17 protein-coding genes are annotated in these 23,339 nt (G+C 64.5%); 14 read left to right on the top strand and 3 right to left on the bottom strand.

From position 1 onward, the window contains the following. Window positions 1–112 precede the first annotated feature (112 nt). From pbpC to AC6LJY_RS08150, 11 genes are all read left to right on the top strand, one after another. Window positions 113–2,230 (top strand): penicillin-binding protein 1C, encoded by a 2,118-nt coding sequence (pbpC, locus tag AC6LJY_RS08200; protein ID WP_498135701.1) that lies wholly within the window; start codon window positions 113–115, stop codon window positions 2,228–2,230. Between the two features lie 55 nt (window positions 2,231–2,285). After that, window positions 2,286–4,598 (top strand): ATP-dependent Clp protease ATP-binding subunit ClpA, encoded by a 2,313-nt coding sequence (clpA, locus tag AC6LJY_RS08195; protein ID WP_039884291.1) that lies wholly within the window; start codon window positions 2,286–2,288, stop codon window positions 4,596–4,598. Continuing rightward, window positions 4,598–5,941, top strand: coding sequence for a paraquat-inducible protein A (locus AC6LJY_RS08190; RefSeq protein WP_104144422.1), 1,344 nt, complete (start codon window positions 4,598–4,600; stop codon window positions 5,939–5,941). The genes clpA and AC6LJY_RS08190 overlap by 1 nt, the downstream gene beginning before the upstream one ends. A gap of 42 nt (window positions 5,942–5,983) precedes the next feature. Next, window positions 5,984–7,648 (top strand): PqiB family protein, encoded by a 1,665-nt coding sequence (locus AC6LJY_RS08185; RefSeq protein WP_120156245.1) that lies wholly within the window; start codon window positions 5,984–5,986, stop codon window positions 7,646–7,648. Between the two features lie 6 nt (window positions 7,649–7,654). Continuing rightward, window positions 7,655–8,320 carry an ABC-type transport auxiliary lipoprotein family protein gene (locus AC6LJY_RS08180; protein WP_314358586.1) on the top strand — a complete coding sequence of 222 codons (666 nt, stop codon included), beginning with the start codon at window positions 7,655–7,657 and terminating at the stop codon, window positions 8,318–8,320. 160 nt (window positions 8,321–8,480) lie between these two features. Continuing rightward, window positions 8,481–12,302 carry a trifunctional transcriptional regulator/proline dehydrogenase/L-glutamate gamma-semialdehyde dehydrogenase gene (gene putA, locus AC6LJY_RS08175; RefSeq protein WP_498135700.1) on the top strand — a complete coding sequence of 1,274 codons (3,822 nt, stop codon included), beginning with the start codon at window positions 8,481–8,483 and terminating at the stop codon, window positions 12,300–12,302. Between the two features lie 256 nt (window positions 12,303–12,558). After that, the gene (locus AC6LJY_RS08170; RefSeq protein WP_046804693.1) at window positions 12,559–13,704 is read left to right on the top strand and encodes a branched-chain amino acid ABC transporter substrate-binding protein; all 1,146 of its coding nucleotides are present in this window, start codon (window positions 12,559–12,561) and stop codon (window positions 13,702–13,704) included. A gap of 158 nt (window positions 13,705–13,862) precedes the next feature. Continuing rightward, the gene (locus tag AC6LJY_RS08165) at window positions 13,863–14,792 is read left to right on the top strand and encodes a branched-chain amino acid ABC transporter permease (protein WP_006220267.1); all 930 of its coding nucleotides are present in this window, start codon (window positions 13,863–13,865) and stop codon (window positions 14,790–14,792) included. Continuing rightward, the gene (locus AC6LJY_RS08160) at window positions 14,789–15,877 is read left to right on the top strand and encodes an ABC transporter permease subunit (RefSeq protein ID WP_485132779.1); all 1,089 of its coding nucleotides are present in this window, start codon (window positions 14,789–14,791) and stop codon (window positions 15,875–15,877) included. The genes AC6LJY_RS08165 and AC6LJY_RS08160 overlap by 4 nt, the downstream gene beginning before the upstream one ends. After that, the gene (locus AC6LJY_RS08155) at window positions 15,874–16,677 is read left to right on the top strand and encodes an ABC transporter ATP-binding protein (RefSeq protein WP_046804691.1); all 804 of its coding nucleotides are present in this window, start codon (window positions 15,874–15,876) and stop codon (window positions 16,675–16,677) included. Before AC6LJY_RS08160 ends, AC6LJY_RS08155 begins: the two co-directional genes overlap by 4 nt. Further along, on the top strand, window positions 16,674–17,414 hold the full coding sequence (locus AC6LJY_RS08150) for an ABC transporter ATP-binding protein (RefSeq protein ID WP_498135699.1): 741 nt from the start codon (window positions 16,674–16,676) through the stop codon (window positions 17,412–17,414). The genes AC6LJY_RS08155 and AC6LJY_RS08150 overlap by 4 nt, the downstream gene beginning before the upstream one ends. Window positions 17,415–17,529: 115 nt before the next feature. Here the strand turns inward: AC6LJY_RS08150 and AC6LJY_RS08145 are convergent, their stop codons facing one another. Continuing rightward, the gene (locus AC6LJY_RS08145) at window positions 17,530–18,813 is read right to left on the bottom strand and encodes an MFS transporter (RefSeq protein ID WP_046804689.1); all 1,284 of its coding nucleotides are present in this window, start codon (window positions 18,811–18,813) and stop codon (window positions 17,530–17,532) included. 155 nt (window positions 18,814–18,968) lie between these two features. On the opposite strand from AC6LJY_RS08145, the gene AC6LJY_RS08140 reads away from it, so the two are divergent. Together AC6LJY_RS08140 and AC6LJY_RS08135 are read left to right on the top strand one after the other, a co-directional pair. Then, the gene (locus tag AC6LJY_RS08140) at window positions 18,969–19,586 is read left to right on the top strand and encodes a TetR/AcrR family transcriptional regulator (protein WP_314358572.1); all 618 of its coding nucleotides are present in this window, start codon (window positions 18,969–18,971) and stop codon (window positions 19,584–19,586) included. Between the two features lie 181 nt (window positions 19,587–19,767). Continuing rightward, window positions 19,768–19,989 (top strand): XRE family transcriptional regulator, encoded by a 222-nt coding sequence (locus AC6LJY_RS08135; protein WP_104144431.1) that lies wholly within the window; start codon window positions 19,768–19,770, stop codon window positions 19,987–19,989. Between the two features lie 63 nt (window positions 19,990–20,052). Here the strand turns inward: AC6LJY_RS08135 and AC6LJY_RS08130 are convergent, their stop codons facing one another. Both AC6LJY_RS08130 and AC6LJY_RS08125 read right to left on the bottom strand, forming a co-directional pair. Next, window positions 20,053–21,342, bottom strand: coding sequence for an Nramp family divalent metal transporter (locus tag AC6LJY_RS08130; RefSeq protein ID WP_498135698.1), 1,290 nt, complete (start codon window positions 21,340–21,342; stop codon window positions 20,053–20,055). 132 nt (window positions 21,343–21,474) lie between these two features. After that, entirely contained in the window at window positions 21,475–21,900 is a 426-nt protein-coding gene (locus AC6LJY_RS08125; RefSeq protein WP_046804685.1) for an OsmC family protein, read from the bottom strand. A gap of 222 nt (window positions 21,901–22,122) precedes the next feature. Between AC6LJY_RS08125 and AC6LJY_RS08120 the strand changes: the two genes are divergently transcribed. Next, a complete protein-coding gene (locus AC6LJY_RS08120) occupies window positions 22,123–23,277 on the top strand; it encodes an ABC transporter substrate-binding protein (RefSeq protein WP_498135697.1) in 1,155 nt (384 codons plus the stop codon). The last annotated feature ends 62 nt before the right edge of the window (window positions 23,278–23,339 follow it).

Raw genomic sequence — 23,339 nt, 5'->3', positions numbered from 1 at the left:
TCATACCTGCTACTTTAACTATCAGAGTCACATTTGTGTTGTATTGTTTTTTTTTTTTTTAAAAGCAAAGGACGGAATACGTTTTTTGTTCCGTGGTCTGGTGGGTGGGGAGTTGTGTGAAAGAGACACCTTTCCCCCGCCGCCGCCTGTCGTTCCCGGCGGCCCCGCCGTCGTGGTGGCCGCCGACGGCACGCCGCTGCGCAACTACCCCAGCCGCGACGGCATCTGGCGCTATCCGGTCACGCCGGACCAGGTGTCCCCGCGCTACCTGGAAACGCTGCTCACGTACGAGGACCGCTGGTTCTACTGGCATCCCGGCGTCAACCCGGTGGCGTTCGCGCGGGCCGGCTGGCAATGGGCCACGAACCGCCGCATTGTTTCGGGGGGATCAACCCTGACGATGCAGGTCGCCCGCCTGATTGACCCCCAACTGGCGGGCAAGCCCTCGCGCTCCATGTCGGCCAAATTGCGACAGGCGTGGCGCGCGGTGCAACTGGAAATGCACTACAGCAAGGATGAAATTCTGTCCTTGTACCTGACCCACGCGCCCATGGGCGGCATCGTGGAAGGCGTGGAAATGGGTTCGCGGCTGTGGCTGGGCAAGGCTGCCCGTGATCTCGGCCCCGCCGAGGCCGCCATGCTGACCGCGTTGCCGCAAGCGCCCTCGCGCCTGCGTCCCGACCGCCACCCCGAGGCCGCGCAGGCTGCGCGCGACAAGGTGCTGGACCGCATGGCCGAACTGGGCCGCTGGACCCCGGCGGAAGTTGCCGATGCCAAGATCGAAAACGTGATCGCGCCGCCGCTACGCGCACGTTGGCTTGCGCCCCTGGCCGCACAGCGGCTGTTGCAGGAAGCAGGTACCAAAACCACCGCAAGGCGGCCGGGCCAGCGCCCGCCGCTGGTCGCATCGACATTGGATGCTGACATGCAGGCATCGGTGGAACGAATGTTGCTGGACCGTGTCGATAATTTGCCGCCCAAGGTTTCCATGGCGGTGCTGGTGATGGATAACGATACGCTGGAGGTCAAGGCTTACGCGGGGTCCGCCGATTTTTCCGACGATACCCGTTATGCCCACGTGGATATGGTGCGTGGCGTGCGCTCTCCGGGTTCTACTCTTAAACCGTTTCTGTATGCGCAGGCGCTGGACGAAGGGCTGATTCATTCGGAAAGCCTGCTGATCGATGCACCCATGTCATTCGGCGGTTATGCACCCGGCAATTTCCAGGCCGCTTTTTCGGGCCCGGTCAGTGTGGCGCAAGCGTTGCAGCGGTCGTTGAATGTGCCTGCGGTGGACTTGCTGGACCGTGTCGACCCCGCCAGTTTCGCGTCGGTTATGCTGACTGGCGGCGTGCGGTTACGAATGCCGGCCGGGGCTGCCCCAAATTTAAGCTTGATTTTGGGCGGGGGTGGCACCACATTGGAAGAACTGGTCGGCGCTTACCGGGCTTTGGCCCGCGATGGCGTCTCGGGACGGCCCCGCCTTCGGACGGAGCAGCCTCGAATCGAGTCCCGTATGATGAGCCCTGGAGCCGCCTGGATCGTTCGCGATATTCTTGAAGGCGGCGGGCATCCCGACCGGCCTTTCTACCAGTCGGGCAGCCCGACCCGGCGGCTGGCCTGGAAAACCGGGACCAGCTTTGGTTTCCGGGACGCCTGGGCAATCGGGGTGACCGACAGATGGACGCTAGGCGTCTGGGTGGGTCGCCCGGACGGCACGCCGAACCCCGGTTTTTTTGGGGCGAATGTGGCGGCGCCGTTACTGCAAGATATTGTGGCCGCGTTGCCGGAAGGCGCGCAGCAGGTCCGTAGCCGGCCCGAAACGGTGCAGGCGGCGGTCACATGTTGGCCACTGGGTTATCGGTTGGGCAGCGTGCCGTCGGGGCAATGTCCCGAACAGCGCGCCGCGTGGCTGTTGAACGACACGGCGCCGCCGTCATTTGCCGGTTACGCCGACGCTACCCAAGGGCCGTTGCGCGTGGGTGGCGTGGCCAGCGGTTCGGTCCTTCGGCCCGTGCCGGGAAGCCGGCAAGTGGCGCTGGATGTAGATGTGCAAGGCGCCGAAGGAGAAGTATGGTGGATGCTTGATGGCCGCGTGGTGAATCACGGCGCGTCGAGTCATCCGTTTAAATTAGTGCTGGCGCAAGACGGCCGGTATACGCTAACCGTCATGGACACGCTAGGCCGCCACGATAGAGTGGTTTTTGAAATCGCTGGCGTTACGCCATGATCGGCATAGAATATGAATCGTGTATTTGACCGCTTCGATGCAATACGGAGGAAGCGTGATTTCTCAAGAGCTTGAAGTCAGCCTGCATATGGCTTTCGTCGAGGCCCGTTCGGCCCGGCACGAATTTATTACCGTCGAGCACCTGCTGCTGTCGCTGCTCGACAACGCTTCGGCAGTCGAGGTTCTGCGCGCATGCGCGGCCAACCTCGACGACTTGCGCCGCAACCTCCGTCAGTTCGTTTCGGAAAACACCCCGGTGATTCCAAGCGGCGCCGAGGTCGACACGCAACCGACGCTGGGCTTTCAGCGCGTGATTCAACGCGCAATCATGCATGTTTCCGCAGGCGGCACCGGCAAGAAACCGGTGACGGGCGCAAACGTGCTGGTGGCCATTTTTGGGGAAAAGGACTCGCATGCCGTGTACTACCTGCAACAGCAGGGCGTCACGCGCCTGGACGTGGTCAATTTCCTGTCGCATGGCATTACGAAACAGCCCCAGGTGGAGTCCGCCGCCGTGCAGAAAGAGCAGCAGACCAACGGTGAAGAGCAGGGCGAATCGCGTCAGTCGCCGCTTGACCAATACGCCACGGACCTGAACGCCGCCGCGCTGGCGGGCCGCATCGATCCCCTGATCGGACGCGAGCACGAAGTCGAGCGCGTCATTCAGGTGTTGTGCCGACGCCGCAAAAACAACCCGCTGCTGGTCGGTGAGGCCGGCGTGGGCAAGACCGCCATTGCCGAAGGCCTGGCCTGGCGCATCACGCGCGGCGAAGTCCCCGAAATCTTGCAAGCCGCCCAGGTCTTTTCCCTGGACATGGGCGCGCTGCTGGCGGGTACCAAGTACCGCGGTGATTTCGAACAGCGCCTGAAGGGCGTGCTCAAGCAGATCCGCGGCAACCCCGACGCGATCCTGTTCATCGATGAAATCCATACGCTGATCGGCGCCGGATCGGCCTCGGGCGGCACCTTGGACGCGTCCAATCTGCTCAAGCCGGCTCTGTCTTCGGGCCAGCTCAAGTGCATCGGCGCCACCACGTATACCGAATATCGCGGCGTCTTCGAAAAAGACCACGCGCTGTCGCGTCGCTTCCAGAAGATTGACGTGCCGGAGCCCAGCGTCGAGCAAACCGTGCAGATCCTGCGCGGCTTGAAGAGCCGTTTTGAAGAACACCACAGCGTGCGCTATTCCGCTGCCGCGTTGTCGGCGGCCGCTGAATTGTCAGCCCGCTTCATCAATGACCGCCATCTGCCCGACAAGGCGATTGACGTTATCGACGAAGCCGGCGCCGCCCAGCGCCTGCTGCCGCGCTCGCGCCAGAAGAAGGTGATCGGCAAGGTGGACATCGAGAACATCGTGTCCAAGATCGCCCGCATTCCGCCGCAGTCCGTCTCCAACGACGACCGCAGCAAGCTGGCCACGCTGGACCGCGATTTGAAAACCGTGGTGTTCGGCCAGGACGGCGCCATCGATGCCTTGTCCGCCGCCATCAAGATGGCGCGCTCGGGCTTGGGCAAGCCGGAAAAGCCTATCGGCGCTTTCCTGTTGTCCGGTCCCACCGGCGTGGGCAAAACCGAAGTGGCGCGTCAACTGGCGTTCACCCTGGGGGTCGAGCTGCTGCGTTTCGACATGTCGGAATACATGGAACGCCACGCGGTGTCGCGCCTGATCGGCGCGCCTCCGGGATACGTCGGATTCGACCAGGGTGGCCTCTTGACCGAAGCCATCACCAAGCAGCCGCACTGCGTGCTGCTGCTGGACGAAATCGAAAAGGCGCACCCGGATGTGTTCAACATCCTGCTGCAGGTCATGGACCATGGCACGCTGACCGACAACAACGGCCGCAAGGCGGACTTCCGCAACGTCATCCTCATCATGACGACGAACGCGGGCGCCGAGACCTTGAACCGTCCGTCGATCGGGTTTGCCAATTCGCGGATGCTGGGCGACGAAATGGCGGAAATCCGCCGCATGTTCACGCCCGAATTCCGCAACCGCCTGGACGCAATCATCCCGTTCGCCGCGTTGGACCGCGAGGTCATCCTGCGCGTGGTGGACAAGTTCCTGATGCAGCTGGAAGATCAGTTGCACGAGCGCCGCGTGGAAGCCGTGTTCACCACGAAACTGCGCGAACACCTTGCCAAGGAGGGGTTCGACCCGCTGATGGGCGCGCGTCCCATGCAACGTCTTATCCAGGACACCATCCGCCGCGCGCTGGCCGACGAACTGCTGTTCGGCAAGCTGGTGGACGGCGGTTCGGTTACGGTGGATCTGGACGACACGGGCAAGGTGACGCTGGACTTCGACGACAACGGGAAACCGCCGTCTTCGGATGCGCCGGACAAGCAGGAAGTTGAACTGATCGATTGATGACTGCGGACAGCCAGCCGCTGATCGAGTGCGAACATTGCGCAAGCGTTTATCGCCGACATCAGCTTGAACCTGGCGAGACCGCCAATTGCGCCCGCTGCGGGGCCACGTTGTGGCGCTACAGCGGGCTTACTTTGTCCAATTGGCTGGCGCTTGCCATCACGGCCCTGATCGTTTTCGGGGTGGCTAACGCCTACCCGGTCGCTTCCATGTCCGTGCAGGGCATGGTGCAAGAAGCGTCCCTGCTGGACGCCATTTCCATTACGTGGCGCCAAGGCCACTGGGTGGTCGCCGTGATGACGGGGCTGGCCGGTTTTGCCTTGCCGTTGCTGCAACTGACCGTATTGCTGTGGGTGCTTGGCCCTTTGTCGCGGGGCCACGAGCCCGTCGGATTCCGCGGCGCCATGCGTCTGCTGGGCTTCCTCTCGCCGTGGTGCATGGTGCCGGTGTTTTTGCTGGGCGTGCTGGTCGCGGTGGTCAAGCTGGCGGGCATGGCGGCGGTGCAACCCGGTATCGGCCTGGGCGCCTTCGGCCTGCTGACTGTTTTCCTGACGATGCTGGGGCGCTTGTCGCCGCACGTACTGTGGCGTTACGCCGAAACGGCGGGCGTGGCCCCCGTGCATATTCCCGAAAGCGGTCCGGAAACCGTGCTGGCCGGCTGCCATGTTTGTGGCCAGGTGCAGGCCCTGCCGCGCGATGCCGATCCCGAAGAAGAACATCACTGCGTGCGTTGCGATGCCATCGTGCATTACCGCAAGCCGGATCACTTGGCGCGCACCTGGGCGCTGCTGCTTGCCGCGGTCGTGTTCTATATCCCGGCTAACGTCCTGCCCGTCATGCAGGTCAGTTCGGTGTTGGGCGACAGCGCCCATACCATCCTGGGCGGCGTCGTCGAGCTCTGGCAGATGGGGTCCTGGGATATTGCGCTGATCGTGTTTATCGCCAGTGTGGCCGTCCCGCTGACCAAGCTGTTGGCGCTGATACTCTTGCTGCTGACCGAGCAATGGCGCAGCACCACCAATCTGCGGCCGCGTACCCGCTTGTATCAGATGGTCGAGTTCATAGGCCAATGGTCGATGCTGGATGTTTTTGTCGTTATATTGCTGGCGGCGCTGGCCGATTTCCAAGGGCTGATGGAGATCAGCGCCGGCGCGGGGGCGGCGGCGTTTGGCGTCGTTGTGATCCTGACCATGCTGGCGGCCATGAGCTTCGATCTGCGCCGCAGTTGGGATCTTGAAGGCGAGGTCGACGTCGACTTCGACGCGCCCGAGATCGAGGGCCGGGCGCATCCGGCCCAGGCGGCGCATCATGCGCCGTCCGTGACAAGCAGGGAAGTGGGCTAGCAACAACCGTGGTTCCCGCTCAAGAAGAAAAAAGGAAAGTAGATGTCCGACCAAGCACCCGGTGCCGGTGAAGAGAAGTTCAAATCGCCGACTATCTCGCGCAAGCAGAAGCGCCGGATTTCATGGATATGGCTCGTGCCCATCGTGGCTGCGCTGATGGGCATGTCGCTTGTCATACGCACCTGGATGCAGGCCGGCCCGGATATCTCGATCTCGTTCAATACGGCCGAGGGGCTGGAAGTGGGCAAGACGCAGCTGCGCTACAAAGACGTGAACATCGGCACGGTGAAGTCCATCGGCTTTAATTCCGACCGCAGCAAAGTCGTGGTGAAGGCCGAGCTGGCCAAGGAAGTGTCGGACCTGGCGCGTGAAGGCACCAACTTCTGGGTGGTGCGTCCGCGTCTGGACGTCAGCGGCGTATCGGGCCTGGGTACCTTGTTGTCGGGCGCCTACATTGGCGTGGACGCGGTGGAAGGCAAGAACGGCGAGGAAAAGGCCACCAAGTTCAGCTTTGAAGGGCTGGAAATCCCGCCTGCCGTCACGCATGACCGGGCCGGCAAGCGCTTCATGCTAAAGGCGTCGGACCTGGGGTCCCTGGACATCGGCTCGCCGGTCTATTTCCGTCGCATCAATGTGGGCCGCGTCATCGGCTACGAGCTCGACAAGACCGGCACGGCGGTCAACGTCGAAGTGTTTGTCGACGCGCCCAATGATAAGTTCGTCACCAACGGCACGCGCTTCTGGAACGCCAGTGGCGTGGACTTCAGCGTCAACGCCGATGGCCTGAAGGTACGCACGCAGTCGCTGGTGTCGATGGCGGTGGGCGGCGTGGCATTCGAATCGGTGCAAAGCGTGCGCGATGGCAGCGCCGCCGCGCCGGCCGACGCGCACTTCGATCTTTACCCCACCGAGGCCGCCGCCAAGGCCAACCCCGACGGCGAAGCCTTCCCGATCCGCATGCGCTTCGATCAGTCGATTCGCGGCCTGACCGTCGGAGCGCCCATCGACTTCAACGGCATCACGCTGGGCAACGTTACGCAGATCAATCTGGACTTCGACCCCGCCACCAAGCGCTTCTATTCCATCGTGGACGCCACGCTGTACCCGGAACGCCTGGGCCGCGTGTACGAAGAAGTGCGCGAACGCGCGCTCAAGGACGGCGACGAGGCCGGCAACCGCCTGCTGGGCGTGATGATCAAGTACGGGCTGCGCGCGCAGCTGCGCACCTCGAACCTGCTGACGGGCCAGCTGTACGTGGTGCTGGATAACTTCCCGAATGCCAAGCCGGTGGAATTCACCCCGTCCGACCCCGCCGTAATTCCTACTATCCCGGGCAACCTGGATCAGTTGCAGCAGCAGGTCAGCAACATCGTTGCCAAGATCGAGAAAATTCCGTTCGACAAGATTGGCGAGGATCTGCGCACCACCCTGGCCAGCACGTCCAAGCTGATGAACCGGCTGGACAAGCAGGTGGCCCCGGAGGCGCAGGGCATGCTCAAGCAGGCCCGCGAATCCATGGCGAACATCAACTCGATGCTGGCTTCCGACGCGTCCCTGCCGGTCAATACCGAAAAGGCCATGCAGGAACTGAGCCGCGCCGCGCGCTCGTTGCGGGCATTGGCCGATTTCCTGCAATCGAACCCCGAAGCCTTGCTGCGCGGCCGTGGCAAAGACCCGATTCCCGGCTCCGGCCCTGTCAGGAACTAAAGAATCATGACTTTATCTTCCCTGCGTCCTGTCCTGTCCTTGCTGGTGCTGAGCGCCGCCCTGGCCGGCTGCGGCTCGTCGCCGCCCGTGCATTACTACACGCTGCAAGGGCCCGCCGCGCCGTCCACCGCCGCGCCCGCCGGCTCCGCGGACTTTTTGATCGAGGTACAACCGGTCAGCCTGTCCACACAAGCCGACCAGCCCCAGTTGATGGTGCGCACGGGCGACGGCAGCGTATCGGCACTGTATTCCGAGCGTTGGAGTTCGCCGCTGGGCGACGAGCTGCGCGGCGCCTTGTCCGATGCTCTGAAGGGCGAATTGGGCGCGCTGGACGTGCAGATGGTCAAGCCTGGCCCGGGCGCGCCCGTGTGGCGGGTGCAAACCGACGTCCAACGCTTCGAGCTGGTCTCGGGCAGCATGGCGCAGCTGGATGCCACGTGGCGCGTCCGGCCGGTCAATGCCAAGGGTACGGGGTTGCTGTGCCGCAGCGTCGTAACCGAAAAGGTGTCCGAGACGGGCATTCCGGCGCTGATCGCGGCCCAACAGCGCGCCGTCGTGGCGCTAGCCGGTGCCATGGCGTCCGCCATACGCGGTCAAACCCCGGCGGGCTCGGCGTCCGTGCAGATGCTGGGATGTTCGCCCCTGAAGGACTCGCCGAAAGACCAGGACTGACATGGGCGCTTCCCGGTAAACCTGCGCCAAGTCAACTGGTTAACCTAGGGTTAACCTTAATACAAGCCGGGTTGCAACCTGTTTAGCATACGGTCCTACCCATACTGGGTTTCGTTCGAGTCCAGTATCACCTTTGCCATGCGACAGGAAGCAATCTCTTATGGCCAGCACGACCCTCGGCGTCAAAGTTGACGACGCACTGCGCGACCGCCTGAAGGCGGCCGCGAACAAGCTCAACTGCACGCCCCACTGGCTGCACAAGCAGGCAATCCTTTCTTATCTGGACAAGATCGAGCGTGGCCATCTGCCCGCCGAAATGTCGCACCTGGGCGTGGACGCCGGCACGGAAGACGACACGGGCGATGCGCCCGCTGCGCCCACGCCACCGTTCTACGAGTTTGGGCAGGACGTGCAGCCGCAGTCCGTGCTGCGCGCCGCGATTACCGCTGCGTATCGCCGCCCCGAGCCCGAATGCGTGCCGCTGTTGCTGGGCCAGGCCCGCGTGCCCAATCTTGAAAAAGTGCACGCGATGGCCTCCGACCTGGTCAAGAAGCTGCGCGGTAAGCGTAGCGGCGGTGGCGTTGAAGGGCTGATCCAGGAATTTTCGCTGTCCAGCCAGGAAGGCGTGGCGCTGATGTGCCTGGCCGAAGCGCTGCTGCGCATTCCCGACCGCGCCACGCGCGACGCGTTGATCCGCGACAAGGTCGCCCGTGGCGACTGGAAGTCGCACATGGGCGGCTCGCAATCGCTGTTCGTCAACGCCGCCACCTGGGGCTTGATGATCACCGGCAAGCTGGTGGCCGTCAGCAGCGAACAATCGCTGTCCAAAGCGCTGACCCGCTTGATCGGCAAGGGCGGGGAACCCCTGGTGCGCAAGGGCGTGAACATGGCCATGCGCATGATGGGCGAACAGTTCGTCTCGGGCCAGACCATCTCTGAAGCCCTGGCCAACAACCGCAAGATGGAAGCCCGCGGCTTCCGCTATTCCTACGACATGCTGGGCGAAGCGGCCACCACGGCCGAAGACGCCGAGCGCTATTACGCGTCGTATGAGCAGGCCATCCACGCCATCGGCAAGGCCGCGGCCGGCCGTGGCATCTATGAAGGTCCGGGCATCTCGATCAAGCTGTCCGCGCTGCACCCGCGCTATTCGCGCAGCCAGCGCGAACGCGTCATTGCTGAACTGCTGCCGCGCGTGAAGGCACTGACGGCGCTGGCTCGCAGCTACGACATCGGCCTGAACATCGACGCCGAAGAAGCCGACCGCCTGGAAATCTCGCTGGATCTGCTGGAAGCGCTTTGCTTTGCGCCCGAACTCGAAGGCTGGAACGGCATCGGTTTCGTCATCCAGGCTTATCAAAAGCGCGCGCCGTTCGTGATCGACTACGTGATCGACCTGGCCCGCCGCAGCCGCCATCGCATCATGGTGCGCCTGGTCAAGGGCGCCTACTGGGACAGCGAAATCAAGCGCGCCCAGGTCGACGGCCTGGAAGGCTACCCCGTCTACACCCGCAAGCTGTACACCGACGTCGCCTACCTGGCCTGCGCGCGCAAGCTGCTGGGCGCACCCGAAGCGGTGTACCCGCAGTTCGCCACGCACAACGCATACACGCTGGCAGCCATCTACCAGCTGGCCGGCCAGAACTACTATCCCGGCCAATACGAATTCCAGTGCCTGCACGGCATGGGCGAGCCCCTGTACGACGAAGTGGTCGGCCCGCTGGCGCAAGGCAAGCTGAACCGGCCGTGCCGCATCTATGCGCCGGTCGGCACGCACGAAACGCTGCTGGCTTACCTGGTGCGCCGCCTGCTGGAAAACGGCGCCAACACCTCGTTCGTCAACCTGATCGGCGACGACAGCATTCCGGTGGAAACGCTGGTGGCCGACCCGGTGGACGCGGCGTCGCGCATTGTGCCGCTGGGTGCGCCTCACGAAAAGATTCCGCTGCCGCGCGAGCTCTACGGCAATCTGCAACAAGGGGCGCGCGCCAACTCGGCCGGCCTGGACCTCACCAACGAACACCGTCTGGGCTCGTTGTCGGCCGCGTTGCTGGCCAGCGCGGGCACGCCGTGGCGCGCCGGCCCCATGTTGGGCGAAGGCGAACAGGCTTGGGACGCGGCGCGCGCCGTTGAAGTGCGCAACCCGTCCAACCTGCGCGATGTCGTCGGCCACGTGATCGAAGCGCAAGCGGACGAGGCCGGCGCCGCCTTGCGCGCCGCCGCCAATACCGCGCCCATCTGGCAATCCACGCCCGTGGCGGAACGCGCGCAGTGCCTGCGCCGCGCCGCGCAATTGCTGGAAGAGCAGATGCAGATGCTGCTGGGCCTGATCGTGCGCGAGGCCGGCAAGTCGCTGCCGAACGCCATCGCCGAAGTGCGCGAAGCGGTGGACTTCCTGCGCTACTACGCGGACCAGGCCGAACGCGAATTCAGCAACGACACGCACCGCCCGCTGGGCACCGTGTTGTGCATCAGCCCGTGGAATTTCCCGCTGGCCATCTTCACCGGCCAGGTCGCGGCCGCGCTGGCCGCCGGCAACACCGTCGTGGCCAAGCCCGCCGAACAAACGCCCTTGATCGCGGCGCAAGCCGTGGCCATTCTGCGCGCCGCCGGCGTGCCGGCTGGCGCCGTGCAGTTGCTGCCGGGCCGTGGCGAAACCGTGGGCGCGCAGCTGGTTGCCAGCCCCGCCGTGCGCGGCGTGATGTTCACCGGGTCGACCGACGTGGCGCGCATCATTGCGCGCACGCTGGCCGACCGCCTGGACGACGACGGCCACACCATTCCGCTGATCGCCGAAACCGGCGGCCAGAACGCCATGGTGGTGGATTCGTCCGCGCTGTCCGAACAAGTGGTGTTCGACGTGTTGAGCTCGGCCTTCGATTCGGCCGGCCAACGTTGTTCTGCGCTGCGCGTGCTGTGCGTGCAGGAAGACAACGCCGACCACGTGCTGACGATGCTGCGCGGCGCGATGCGCGAGCTGTCCGTGGGCAACCCTGACCGCCTGTCGGTGGACGTGGGCCCGGTGATCGACACCGACGCCCGCAACGGCATCCAGCGCCACATCGAGACGATGCGCACCGCCGGCCATCGCGTGGACCAGGTAGAACTGAACGGCGAATGCCGCCACGGCACCTTCGTTCCGCCCACCATCATCGAAATCGACCACATTAGCGAATTGACGCGCGAAGTGTTCGGGCCGGTGCTGCACGTGGTGCGCTATAAGCGCGACGAACTGGATGCCTTGCTGGATGCCATCAACGGCACCGGCTATGGCCTGACGTTTGGCGTGCACACCCGCATCGACGAAACCATCGCGCACGTGACGGGGCAGGTGCATGCCGGCAACGTCTACGTCAACCGCAACATCGTGGGCGCGGTCGTGGGCGTGCAGCCGTTTGGCGGCGAATGCCTGTCGGGCACGGGCCCCAAGGCGGGCGGCCCGCTGTATATGTACCGCTTGCTGGGCACGCGCCCGGCCGGCCTGCCGCCGGCGCTGGACGCCGCCGCGCCGCTGCCCCAGCGCATCGCGCTGCCGGGTCCCACCGGTGAAACCAACACCTATATGGTCGAACCGCGTGGCGCCGTGTATTGCGTGGCCGCCACCGAAGCCGGTGCGCGGGCGCAGTGGTCGGTTGCCCGTCTGACCGGCAACCACGCCTGGTTTGCGGACACGCCCGCTGCCCAGGCGCTGCTGGCCACGCTGGACGCCGAGCAACAAGGGCAAGCCGGCATCCTGGCTGACGATGAGGTCGATCAGGCCGACTACCAGGCGGTTCTGTTCGAAGGCGATGGCGACGCGCTGCAAGCGCTGAACCAGCGCATCGCGCAGCGCCCGGGCGCCATCCTGTCGGTGCATGGCCTGACGTCCGACGCCCTGGCGGCCGGCGCCAGCTACGTGCCGGAGCGCCTCTTGACCGAGCGTTCCATCAGCGTCAATACGGCCGCCGCCGGGGGCAACGCCAGCCTCATGACGATCGGCTAAGGGTGACCGAGGGGTAACCCTCGATGACCGAGGGTTATCTCCAATATCGGGCAGGTTGCACTGGAACGAAAATCCGGTCGCACTTCAAGTCCGGATGTCGCAACCCGACATCCGGACTTTGCAGAAAATGCATACGCGGGACCGGGCCACAGCCCGGCTCGCGGTAGTAGAAAAAACCAAAAGCCTGGCTAAAAGCTCAGGTATAACAAGGCCTTAAGACCAAGGCCAACTGTCCCGATACCCGGAGGGTTTTCCCATGAAGTTCCGCACCACTTTGAAGCTTCTCGCCGCCAGCATCGCCGCTGTGGGCATGACGGCCGCCGCGCAGGCCGCCGACATCAAGCTTGGCTTTGCCGCCCCGCTGACCGGTCCGCAATCGCACTACGGCGAAGACATGCAGAACGGGCTGAACCTGGCTTTGGAAGAAGCCAACAAGAAGGGCATCAAGGTCGATGGCCAGCCCGCCAAGTTCGTGCTGGTGTCGCGTGATGACCAGGCCGACCCGCGCGTGGGCGTGCAGGTGGCGCAGCAGCTGGTCGACCAGGATGTCGTGGGCATTCTGGGCCACTTCAATTCGGGCACCACCATTCCCGCGTCGCGCGTCTACCATGAGGCCGGTCTGCCGCAGATCGCCATGGCGACCTCGCCGGAATACACCAAGCAAGGCTACGAAACCACGTTCCGCATGATGACCAGCGACACCCAGCAGGGCGCCGCGGTCGGCAAGTTCATGGTGCAGAACCTGAAGGCCAAGAAGGTCGCCATCATCGACGACCGCACGGCTTACGGCCAGGGCCTGGCCGATGAAGTGGAAAAGGCCGTCAAGGCTGCCGGTGGCGAAGTGGTCCGCCGCGAATACACCACCGACAAGGCCAACGACTTCACCGCCATCCTGACCAACATCAAGGGCGCGGCGCCCGACGCCATTTTCTACGGCGGCCTGGACGCGCAGTCCGGACCGATGAAGCGCCAGTTGGCCACGCTGGGCCTGAAGGCGCCGCTGGTCTCGGGCGAAATGACCCGCAGCGACACCTTCATCAAGCTGGCCGGCGACGCCGCCAACGGCACCTTCGCCTCGCTGGCCGGCGTGCCGCTGGACAAGATGACCGCGGGCAAGGACTTCGAACAGCGCTATCAGGCGCGCTTCAAGAAGGCGCCGGGCGTGTACGCGCCGTACGCCTATGACGGCGCCTGGAACATGATCACGGCCATTGAACAGGCCGGTTCGTCCAAGCCCGAGAAGTACCTGCCGGTGCTGGCCAAGCTGGACCGCAAGGGCGCCACCAGCGAGCACATTTCCTACGACGCCAAGGGCGACCTGAAGGAAATCTCGGTCACCATCTACGAAGTCAAGAACGGCAAGTGGGAGATGGTTGAAACGATGGTCAGCCAAGCCAACTAAGGCCGGCTGAACCCGTAGGGCGGACGTGCCGGCGCTGCCGGCGTCCGCCAACGCTTTGCGCACACGCCGCTCGGCGTGTCGCCGCGAGCGCCGCGTTCCATGCATCATGGCGCGGGCCGCTGCAGCGCGATTTTTCCAGGCTTATTTTCGCGGCCCCTATGGATATCTTCATTCAACAACTGATTAACGGCGTCACGCTAGGCAGCGTGTACGCCCTGGTCGCCCTTGGCTACACCATGGTGTACGGCATCATCGGGCTGATCAACTTCGCGCATGGCGACGTCGTCATGATCGGCGCCATGGCGGCCACCACGATCGCCATTTCACTGGTGGGCGGCGACCCTGGCGTGTCGGCGTTCGTGGTGCTGGGCGTGGGCCTGCTGGTGTCCGTGCCGCTGTGCATGGCGGTGGGCTGGACGGCCGAACGCGTCGCCTACCGGCCGCTGCGACGCGCGCCCCGGCTGGCTGCGCTGATCACCGCCATCGGCGTGTCCATCATTCTGCAGAACGTGGCCATGATGGCCTGGGGCCGCAATTACTTGAACTTCCCGCAGGTGCTGTCGCCGCGCGTGTTCGAGTTTGCCGGCGCGCGCATGAGCACGCTACAGATCGCCATCGTGGTGATCGCGGCGCTGATCATGGGCGGCCTGCTGGCCATCGTGCACAAGACGCGCCTGGGCACGGCGATGCGCGCCACCGCGCAGAACCGCGAGGTGGCGGGGTTGATGGGCGTGAACATCAATACCGTGATTTCGGCGGCGTTCCTGATCGGCTCGGCGTTGGCCGCCGTGGCGGGCATGATGGTGGCCACCTATTACGGCGTGTCGCAATACACCATGGGCTTCATGCTGGGCCTGAAGGCGTTTACCGCCGCGGTGCTGGGCGGCATCGGCAGCATGGTGGGCGCGATGGTCGGCGGCCTGTTGCTGGGCGTGATCGAATCGCTGGGGGCCGGATACATCGGCGACATCACCGGCGGCTTCCTGGGCAGCCATTACCAGGACGTGTTTGCGTTCTTCGTGTTGGTGCTGGTGCTGATCTTCCGCCCCTCGGGCCTCTTGGGCGAACGCGTGGGAGACCGGGCATGAACACCTCCTTGAAACACAGCGGGCTGTCGACGCGCAACCTGATTGGCATTGCGCTGATCGGTGTCGTGCTGGCGGTGCTGCCCTTTGTGATCGGCATGGCCGGCCAAAGCTGGGTGCGCATCCTGAACTTCGCGTTGCTGTACGTGATGCTGTCGCTGGGCCTGAACATCGTGGTGGGCTTTGCCGGGCTGCTGGACCTGGGCTATATCGCGTTCTACGCGGTGGGCGCCTACACATGGGCGCTGCTGGCGTCGCCGCATTTCGGGCTGCACCTGCCGTTCTGGGCGATTCTGCCGATTGCGCTGGCGGTGGCCTGCCTGTTCGGCGTACTGCTGGGGGCGCCCACCTTGAAGCTGCGGGGCGATTACCTGGCTATCGTGACGCTGGGGTTTGGCGAGATCATCCGCATCTTTCTGAACAACTTGAATGCGCCGGTCAACATCACCAACGGGCCGCAGGGCATCAACCGTATTGATCCGTTCAAGGTCGGTGAATTCACGTTCGGGCGTACCGAGACCTTGATGGGCATCCGCTTCACCGGGCCGGAAAAGTACTACTACCTGCTGCTGGCGCTGACGCTGATCATCATCGTGGTATGCGTGCGTTTGCAGAATTCGCGTATCGGCCGCGCCTGGGAAGCCATCCGCGAAGACGAAATCGCGGCCAAGGCCATGGGCATCAATACGCGCAACATCAAGCTGCTGGCGTTTGCAATGGGGGCGTCTTTTGGCGGCGTGGCCGGTGCGTTGTTCGCGTCGATGCAAGGCTTTGTCAGCCCCGAAAGTTTCTCGCTGATGGAGTCGATTTCGATTCTGTGCATGGTGGTGCTGGGCGGTATGGGCCACATCCCGGGCGTGATCCTGGGCGCGCTGATCCTGGCGGCCTTGCCGGAGTTCCTGCGGGCCGTGGTGGAACCCTTCCAGCACATGGTGTTTGGCGCAGTGGTGCTGGACCCTGAAGGCATCCGCATGCTGTTGTTCGGCCTGGCGATGGTCTGCGTCATGCTGTTCCGCCCGGCCGGCCTGTGGCCGTCGGCGGTGCGCAAGCGTGAACTGTCCACCAAGACGCAAGGGGGTCCGGCATGAGCAAACTGCTGCAAGCCCAGGGGCTGGGCAAACGCTTTGGCGGCCTGCAAGCGCTGTCCGACGTCAGCTTCGATATCGAGCAGGGCGAAATCTATGGCCTGATCGGCCCGAACGGCGCGGGCAAGACCACGCTGTTCAATGTGCTGACCGGCCTGTACATCCCGGAAGACGGCAGCTGCACGTTCAACGGGCAGTCGATGTCGGGCAAGAAGCCGCACGAAGTCGCCCACGCGGGCCTGGCGCGCACGTTTCAGAACATCCGGCTGTTCGCGAATTTGTCGGCAATTGAAAACGTGATGATCGGCCGGCACCTGCGCACGAAGGCGGGTGTGTTCGGCGCGGTGCTGCGCACACGCCGCACGCGCGCTGAAGAAGCGGCCATCGAGGCGCGGGCGCAGGAACTGCTGGACTACGTGGGCATCGGCCATCGCGCCAACGACGTTGCGCGTTCGCTGCCGTATGGCGACCAGCGCCGTCTGGAAATCGCCCGCGCCCTGGCCACGGACCCGAAGCTGCTGGCGTTGGACGAACCGGCGGCCGGCATGAACGCGTCGGAAACGGTGGTGCTGCGCAAGCTGGTCGAAAAGATCCGCAACGACGGCGTCACGGTGCTGCTGATCGAGCACGACATGAAGCTGGTGATGGGCCTGTGCGACCGAGTGCTGGTGCTGGAATACGGCAAGGTGCTGGCCATGGGCAAGCCCGCTCAGGTGCAGCGCGACCCCAAGGTCATTGAAGCGTATCTGGGCGCGGGCGCCGCGCAAGACCCGCAGATTCACAAGGAGAGCCCGGCATCATGACGGCATCCCAACCCTTATTGGAATTGCGCGGCCTGCAAGTCGCGTATGGCGGCATCCGTGCGGTGCGCGGCATCGACCTGCGCGTGGACGCAGGCGAACTCGTGTGCCTGATCGGCGCCAACGGCGCGGGTAAAAGCACGACGCTGCGCGCCATCTGCGGCCTGGTGCCGCTGGCGGGCGGCGAAATCGTCTATGACGGGCAGTCCATCGTTGGCCAGAAGTCGCACGAGCTGGTGCGTCGCGGGCTGGTCATGGTGCCCGAAGGTCGGGGCATCTTCGGCCAGCTGACCATTGAAGAAAACCTGGCCATGGGCGCGTACATCCGCCGCGACGCCGCGCAGGTCAGGCAAGACACCGACCGCGTGTTCACGCTGTTTCCGCGTCTTGCCGAACGCCGCAAGCAGGCGGCCGGCACCTTGTCGGGCGGCGAGCAGCAGATGGTGGCCATGGGCCGCGCCATGATCGCGCGCCCCAAGCTGTTGCTGCTGGACGAGCCCTCGATGGGCCTGGCGCCCTTGATGGTCGAGAAGGTGTTCGAGGTGGTGCGCACCATCGCCAGTGAGGGCGTCACGATTCTGCTGATCGAGCAGAATGCGCGCCTGGCGCTGGAGAACAGCCATCGCGGCTATGTGATGGAATCGGGCGAGATCATCCTGTCCGGGCCGGCCAGCCAGATGCTGCACGACCCCAAGGTCAGGGCGGCGTATCTGGGCGAAGTCGAGGACGCTCCGGCCTGACGGCGACGCGCGCTTTGACGTGCGCAACAAAAAAAGCCCGGCATGTGAATGCCGGGCTTTTTCTTGCGGATGCGAATTGACGCGCCTAGGTGGGCTTAAGCGGGCCTAAGCGATCTTAAGCGGGCACAGGCACCACCCGCTTCTTGCCGATTCGCAGTGCAATCACCGCGGCGATCAGGCCCGTGGCGCCGGAAATTAAAAAGGCCATCATGTAGCTGCCCTGGGCTTCCCGGATCGCGCCGGCCATCCAGGCGGCGCTGGCTGCGCCCAGCTGGTGGCCCGCGACAATCCATCCAAACACAATGCCGGCGTCGCGTTCGCCGAAGGCTTCCGTCGTCAGCCGCAAGGTGGGCGGCACGGTGGCGATCCAGTCCAGGCCGAAGAAAATGGCGAAGATCGACAGGCTGTAGAACGAGAAATCGGAATAGGGCAGGTAGATCAGCGACAGGCCGCGCAGGGCGTAGTAGACAAACAGCAGCTTGCGCGGGTCGTAGCGGTCGGTCAGCCAGCCGGATGCCGTGGTGCCGACCAGATCGAACACGCCCATCAGCGCCAGCAGGCCGGCGGCTTGCACTTCCAGCATGCCGTGGTCGCCGCACAGCGCGATCAGATGCGTGCCGACCAGGCCGTTGGTGGTGAACCCGCAAATGAAGAACGTGGCGAACAAGAACCAGAATGTGGGGGTCTTCGAGGCCCGGGCCAAGGCGCCAAAGGTGGCGGCCAACATGCCGGTGCGCGGCGCGACGGGGGCGGGCGGCGCGTCGGGGTCGCTGCCGAATGGCGTCAGGCCGACGTTGGCCGGGCGGTCGGGCACCAACCACCAAGCCAGCGGCACCATGGCGGCAGCAGCGGCTGCAACCGTCCACACCACGCGCGTCCAATCCCCGGACGAGGCCAGCGTGGCCAGCACGGGCAGGAAGACCAGCGTGCCGCTAGCGGTGCTGGCGGTCAGCAAGCCCATTACCAGGCCCCGATGCTTGGTGAACCAGCGGTTCACGATGGTGGCGCCCAGCACCGAGGCCACCGCTCCGGAACTCAGGCCCGAGAACACGCCCCACGTCATCAGCAGGTGCCAGGGCTCGGTCATGTAGGCGCTGACGGCGCTTGAGGCGGACATCAGCACCAGGGCGCTGATCAGCACCCGGCGCAGGCCGAAGCGTTCCATCGCGGCGGCGGCGAAGGGGCCGACCAAGCCATACAAAAAGATGCCAGCCGCCGCCGCGAACGAGATCGAGCTGCGGCTCCAGCCGAAGGCTTCCTCTAGTGGCACCAGCAGCACGCTGGGCGTGGAGCGCAAACCGGCGGAAACCAGCAAGGCCAGGAAAATGACGGCAACCACGACAAAGGCGTACTTTTGTCCGGCGCGCTGAAAGGGAAGCGGAGGTTGGGCTATACTCATGTTACTGACCGGTACGTATCTGGTTTGCGATCAGCGAATAGTACGTACCGGTCAGTAACATCGTCAAGCGATTTTTCGGCGATTTGTTTTTTGAAGGCGCGGCCGTCCGCTCGTGTTGCGGGAACGCCATTCGCCTTCCGTTTCAGGAGTCCAGCATGGCCAGCAAGCCTTCCAATGCCTCAGGCGCCACCGCAAAAGCCGGCCCCAAGCCGCTACTGGCGGCAGACCGCATCCGCAAGACGGCACGCGAAATGTTCTACCGCGACGGCATCCGCGCCGTGGGAGTTGACGCCATCGTCAACCAGGCCGGCGTGACCAAACCCAGCCTGTACCGCAGCTTTTCGTCCAAGGATGAATTGGCGGCGGCCTATCTGCGCGACTACGACGCCGAATTCTGGGCCCGCTTCGACGCCGCCTGCGCCGCGCATCCCGGCGATCCGCGCGCACAGTTGCTGGATTATCTGTCGGGGCTGGCAACGCGGGCCGTGGCAAACGGGTATCGCGGCTGCGGGCTGACCAATGCCGCCGTTGAATACCCTGAACCCGAACACCCCGCGCGCGCAGTGGCCGTCGAGCACAAGCTGCAATTGCGCCGGCGCCTGAACGAGATGGCGTTGGGCATGGGCGCCCGAGACCCCGCGGCCCTGGCGGACGGCCTTCTGCTGTTGATTGAGGGCGCGTTTGTCTCTAGCCAGCTGTTTGGCGAAGGAGGCCCGGCGGCGCGGGTTGCCGACATGGCCGACAAGCTGATCCAGGCGCATCGGGCCGGCTGAATGGGGGAGGGCGCTGCACAAGACTAGTGCTTAATGTGGTGCTGCATGCACCGTTATGGTGGTGTTTGTCCCCATTGCGCAACGATTAAAAAAATGCTTGAAGTTTTTATTGCGACGCAACAAACGCGGATCTAACATCAAGTCGTGTTGTTCCACATCGCGCTTTCTCAAGGAGAGAATCATGAGCGATACCGCGTTGAAAAATGCCCGTATGTCGGATGCGCTGGAGCGGTCCTTGATCCGCGAGGCCGTCAAAGCGGAAACCTTGTCCGGCCCCTTCAACCGCGGTCTGTGGTTGCGCCTGAAGGTGCGCATGGCCTCGTTGGGCGGCGCCGTCGGCGAAATCCTGCACGACATGGACGCCGGTCGACAGCAGCATCCGGTGATCTCCGCCCGCCACTGAAGCGCCCGGGGCCAGCTAAAAAAACGCCAGCATATGCTGGCGTTTTTTTTGGGCGAGCCCGCTTCAAGCCACCATGTCGATAAGCAGATAGCCATCAAGAATGACGATCCCGACGGTGGCGCCGACGGCGGCCCAGGCCCAGGCGCCGCGCAGCGCGTATGCGCCCATCACCTGTTTGCGGCAGGCCAGCACCACCAGCGGTCCCAACGCGAAGGGCAGCGCCAGGCTCAGGATGACCTGGCTTAACACCAGCAGTTCGTCGGGGTCCTTGCCACCGGTGAAGATCAACAGGCCGACGGCCGCCGCGCCGGCGATCAAGCGCGTGGCCAGCGCCCGGCGCCGATCCGACCAGTTGCTGCGAATCTGAAACCCCTTGGACAGGATGCGCCCGGCCAGCACGCCGGTAATCGTTGAACTTTGGCCCGCCGCATACAAGGCAACGGCAAAGACGATGGCGGCGCCCACGCCCAGCGTGTGGCCGATGACGGCATGCGCGTCGTCCAGGCTGGACACGATCAGGCCGGATCCGGACAGCGATGCCGCCGCCACGATCATGATGGCCGAGTTGATCAGCATGGCCACGCCCAACGACACGATGGTGTCGTTGCGCGCCAAGCGCATGGCCATGTCGCGCGCCGAAGCTGGCAGGGACTGCGCGCGCTCGGCCAACGAGCCGGAATGCAGGTAGAGGTTATGCGGCATCAACGTGGCGCCCAGGATGCCCAGCGCGATCAGGAAACCTTGGGGGTCGCGCAACGCCTGGCCGGTCTGCGTCATGCCGTGCGCCACGGCGGTCCAGGCGGGGTTCGCCTTGAACAGCAGGAAAACGAATGACGCGGCAACCACGCCCAGCAACACCGCGATGACGCGCTCATGGCGGTCGGCATTGCCGCGCGTCAGCGCCAACACCGCGAATGTGCCGACGCCGGTCACCGCCACGCCGGCGATCAAAGGCAGGCCGAACAGCAGGCGCAGCGCAATGGCGCCGCCGATGAGTTCGGCCAGGGCGGTAGCCAGGATGGCGGCCTCGCCGGCCAGCCAGGCCGCCTTGGACCAGCGCGGCGACAGGTGGCGGGCCGTCAGCGTGGCCAGGTCTTGGCCGGTGGCCAGCGCCAGGCGCGATACCAGAATCTGAAAACCCAGCGCCAGGAATGCGGAGCAGATGACGACCATCAACAGGCCGTATCCAAAGCCGCTGCCGCCCGCGATGTCGGTAGCCCAGTTGCCCGGATCGATGTAGCCCACGGCCACCAGGATGCCCGAGCCGACCATGCGCCGCAGGTTGGCCGACACCCGCGCGTCCTGAGCCAAGGCGGCCTTGCCGCCAGAAATTGCGTAGATGAATCCGGTCATGCGGCACTCCTGAGAATGGTTCTCATTTTCTGGAAGTGCCGGAAGACCGTCAAATTGATTTTGCCCAAGCCCGGGATAGGGCCGACCAATGGCGCGCCCGGGACAGGACGCGCCATTGGCCAGGCGCAGCGCTTAGGACTTGAGCTTGGCGTCCATGGTGATCTTGGCGTTCAAGACCTTGGACACCGGGCAGCCCTTTTCAGCCTTGCGGGCGGCGTCTTCGAACGCCTGCGCGGTGGCTCCCGGGATGACGGCTTCCACGGTCAGGTGCACGGCGGTGATGGAAAAGCCGTCGTCGACTTTGTCCAGCGTCACTTCCGCCTTGGTGTCCAGGCTGGTGGCCACCAGGCCGGACTCGGACAGGATGTTGGACAAGGCCATCGTGAAGCAGCCTGCGTGCGCCGCGCCCAGCAGCTCTTCGGGGTTGGTGCCCGGCGTGTCGCCAAAGCGCGTGTTGAAGCCATAGGGCTGGGCCTTGAGCGCGCCGCTTTGCGTGGAGATCGTGCCTTTGCCCGTCTTCAAGTCGCCCGACCAGGCGGCGGATGCGGTTTTCTTCATAGTGACTCCTGTAGAGGGGGCGCGCGCGTGGTGCGCGGCCGGTGCAAAAAACGACCGCCGTTGACGGCGGTGTGCGTTGCCTTGCAAGGCATGAACGATGATACGGCGATGCCGGGGGGCGGACGCGGAATCCACCGGTGCGCAACGGCAAGCCGATGTAACGGCCCACGGCCATCAGGCAAAATAGCGGCATCCGTTTCAACCGTCCCAAGAGCTGCTGTCATGTCTCGCACTTTTCTACGCTATGCCTGCGCCGTTGCGCTGGCGCTGCCCGCCTTGTCCGCCCATGCCGAAATCGTCATTGGCGTGGATGTGTCCACGACCGGCCCCGCCGCCGCCATCGGCATCCAGACCAATAACGCCATTCGCCTGTGGCCGCAGACGCTGGGCGGCGAACCGGCGCGCTATGTGGTGCTGGACGATGGCACCGACGTCAGCCGCGCGGTGAAGAACATGCGCAAGCTGACGTCCGAAGACAAGGTCGACGCCATCGTCGGCCCCAACACCACGGCGGCTGCCCTGGCCGCGCTGGACGTGATGGCTGAAACCAAGACACCCATGATTGCGCTGGCCGCCTCAAGCGTCATCGTGGAACCTTTGTCCGACCCCAAGCGCGCCTGGGCGTTCAAGATGCCCCAGAACGATTCATTGATGGCCACCGTGCTGGTGGACGACATGAAGAAGAAAGGGTTCAAGAACGTGGCCTTCATCGGCTTCGCGGATTCCTACGGCGACAGCTGGTGGAAGGAATTCACCGCGGCGGCCGGCACTGACTTGAAGATCGTGGCCCAGGAACGCTTCCAGCGCACGGACGCGTCGGTGGTGGGGCAGGCGTTGAAGGTGATTGCCGCCAAGCCGGACGCGGTGCTGATCGCAGGCGCGGGCACGCCGTCGGCCCTGCCGCAGAAGACGCTGCTGGAACGCGGTTACACCGGCGCCATCTACCAGACGCACGGCATCGGCACGCTGGAATTCCTGCAAGTGGGCGGTCGCGATGTGGAAGGCACGCTGTTCCCGACCGGCCCCGGCGTCGTGGCGCGCGAGCTGCCCGACAGCAACCCGGTCAAGAAGGTTGCTGTGGAATTTGCCGACAAGTATGAAGGCCAGTACGGCGCCAACACGTTGACGCAATTCGCGGGCGACGCCTATGGCGCCTGGATGCTGCTGGATTCGGCAGTGGGCCGGGCACTGAAAACGGGCGCCAAGCCCGGCACGCCGGAATTCCGGGGCGCCTTGCGCGACGCCCTGGAAAACACCCGCGACCTGATCGTTCCCAATGGCGTCCTGAACATTTCCAAGGACAACCACCAGGGCTTCGACGAGCGTGCGCGGGTGATGGGCGTGGTCAAGAACGGGCGCTTCTCGTACGCCCAGTAGCCGCTGCCATGGATTTCTACGTACCGTAACGTTTGCTAACGCTCCATAGGGCAACGGACGCT

The sequence above is a fragment of the Achromobacter sp. RT286_PF genome, assembly GCF_059760425.1.
Note: the sequence above shows the minus strand (reverse complement) of the source record. Positions and strands in the feature narration are given on the sequence as shown.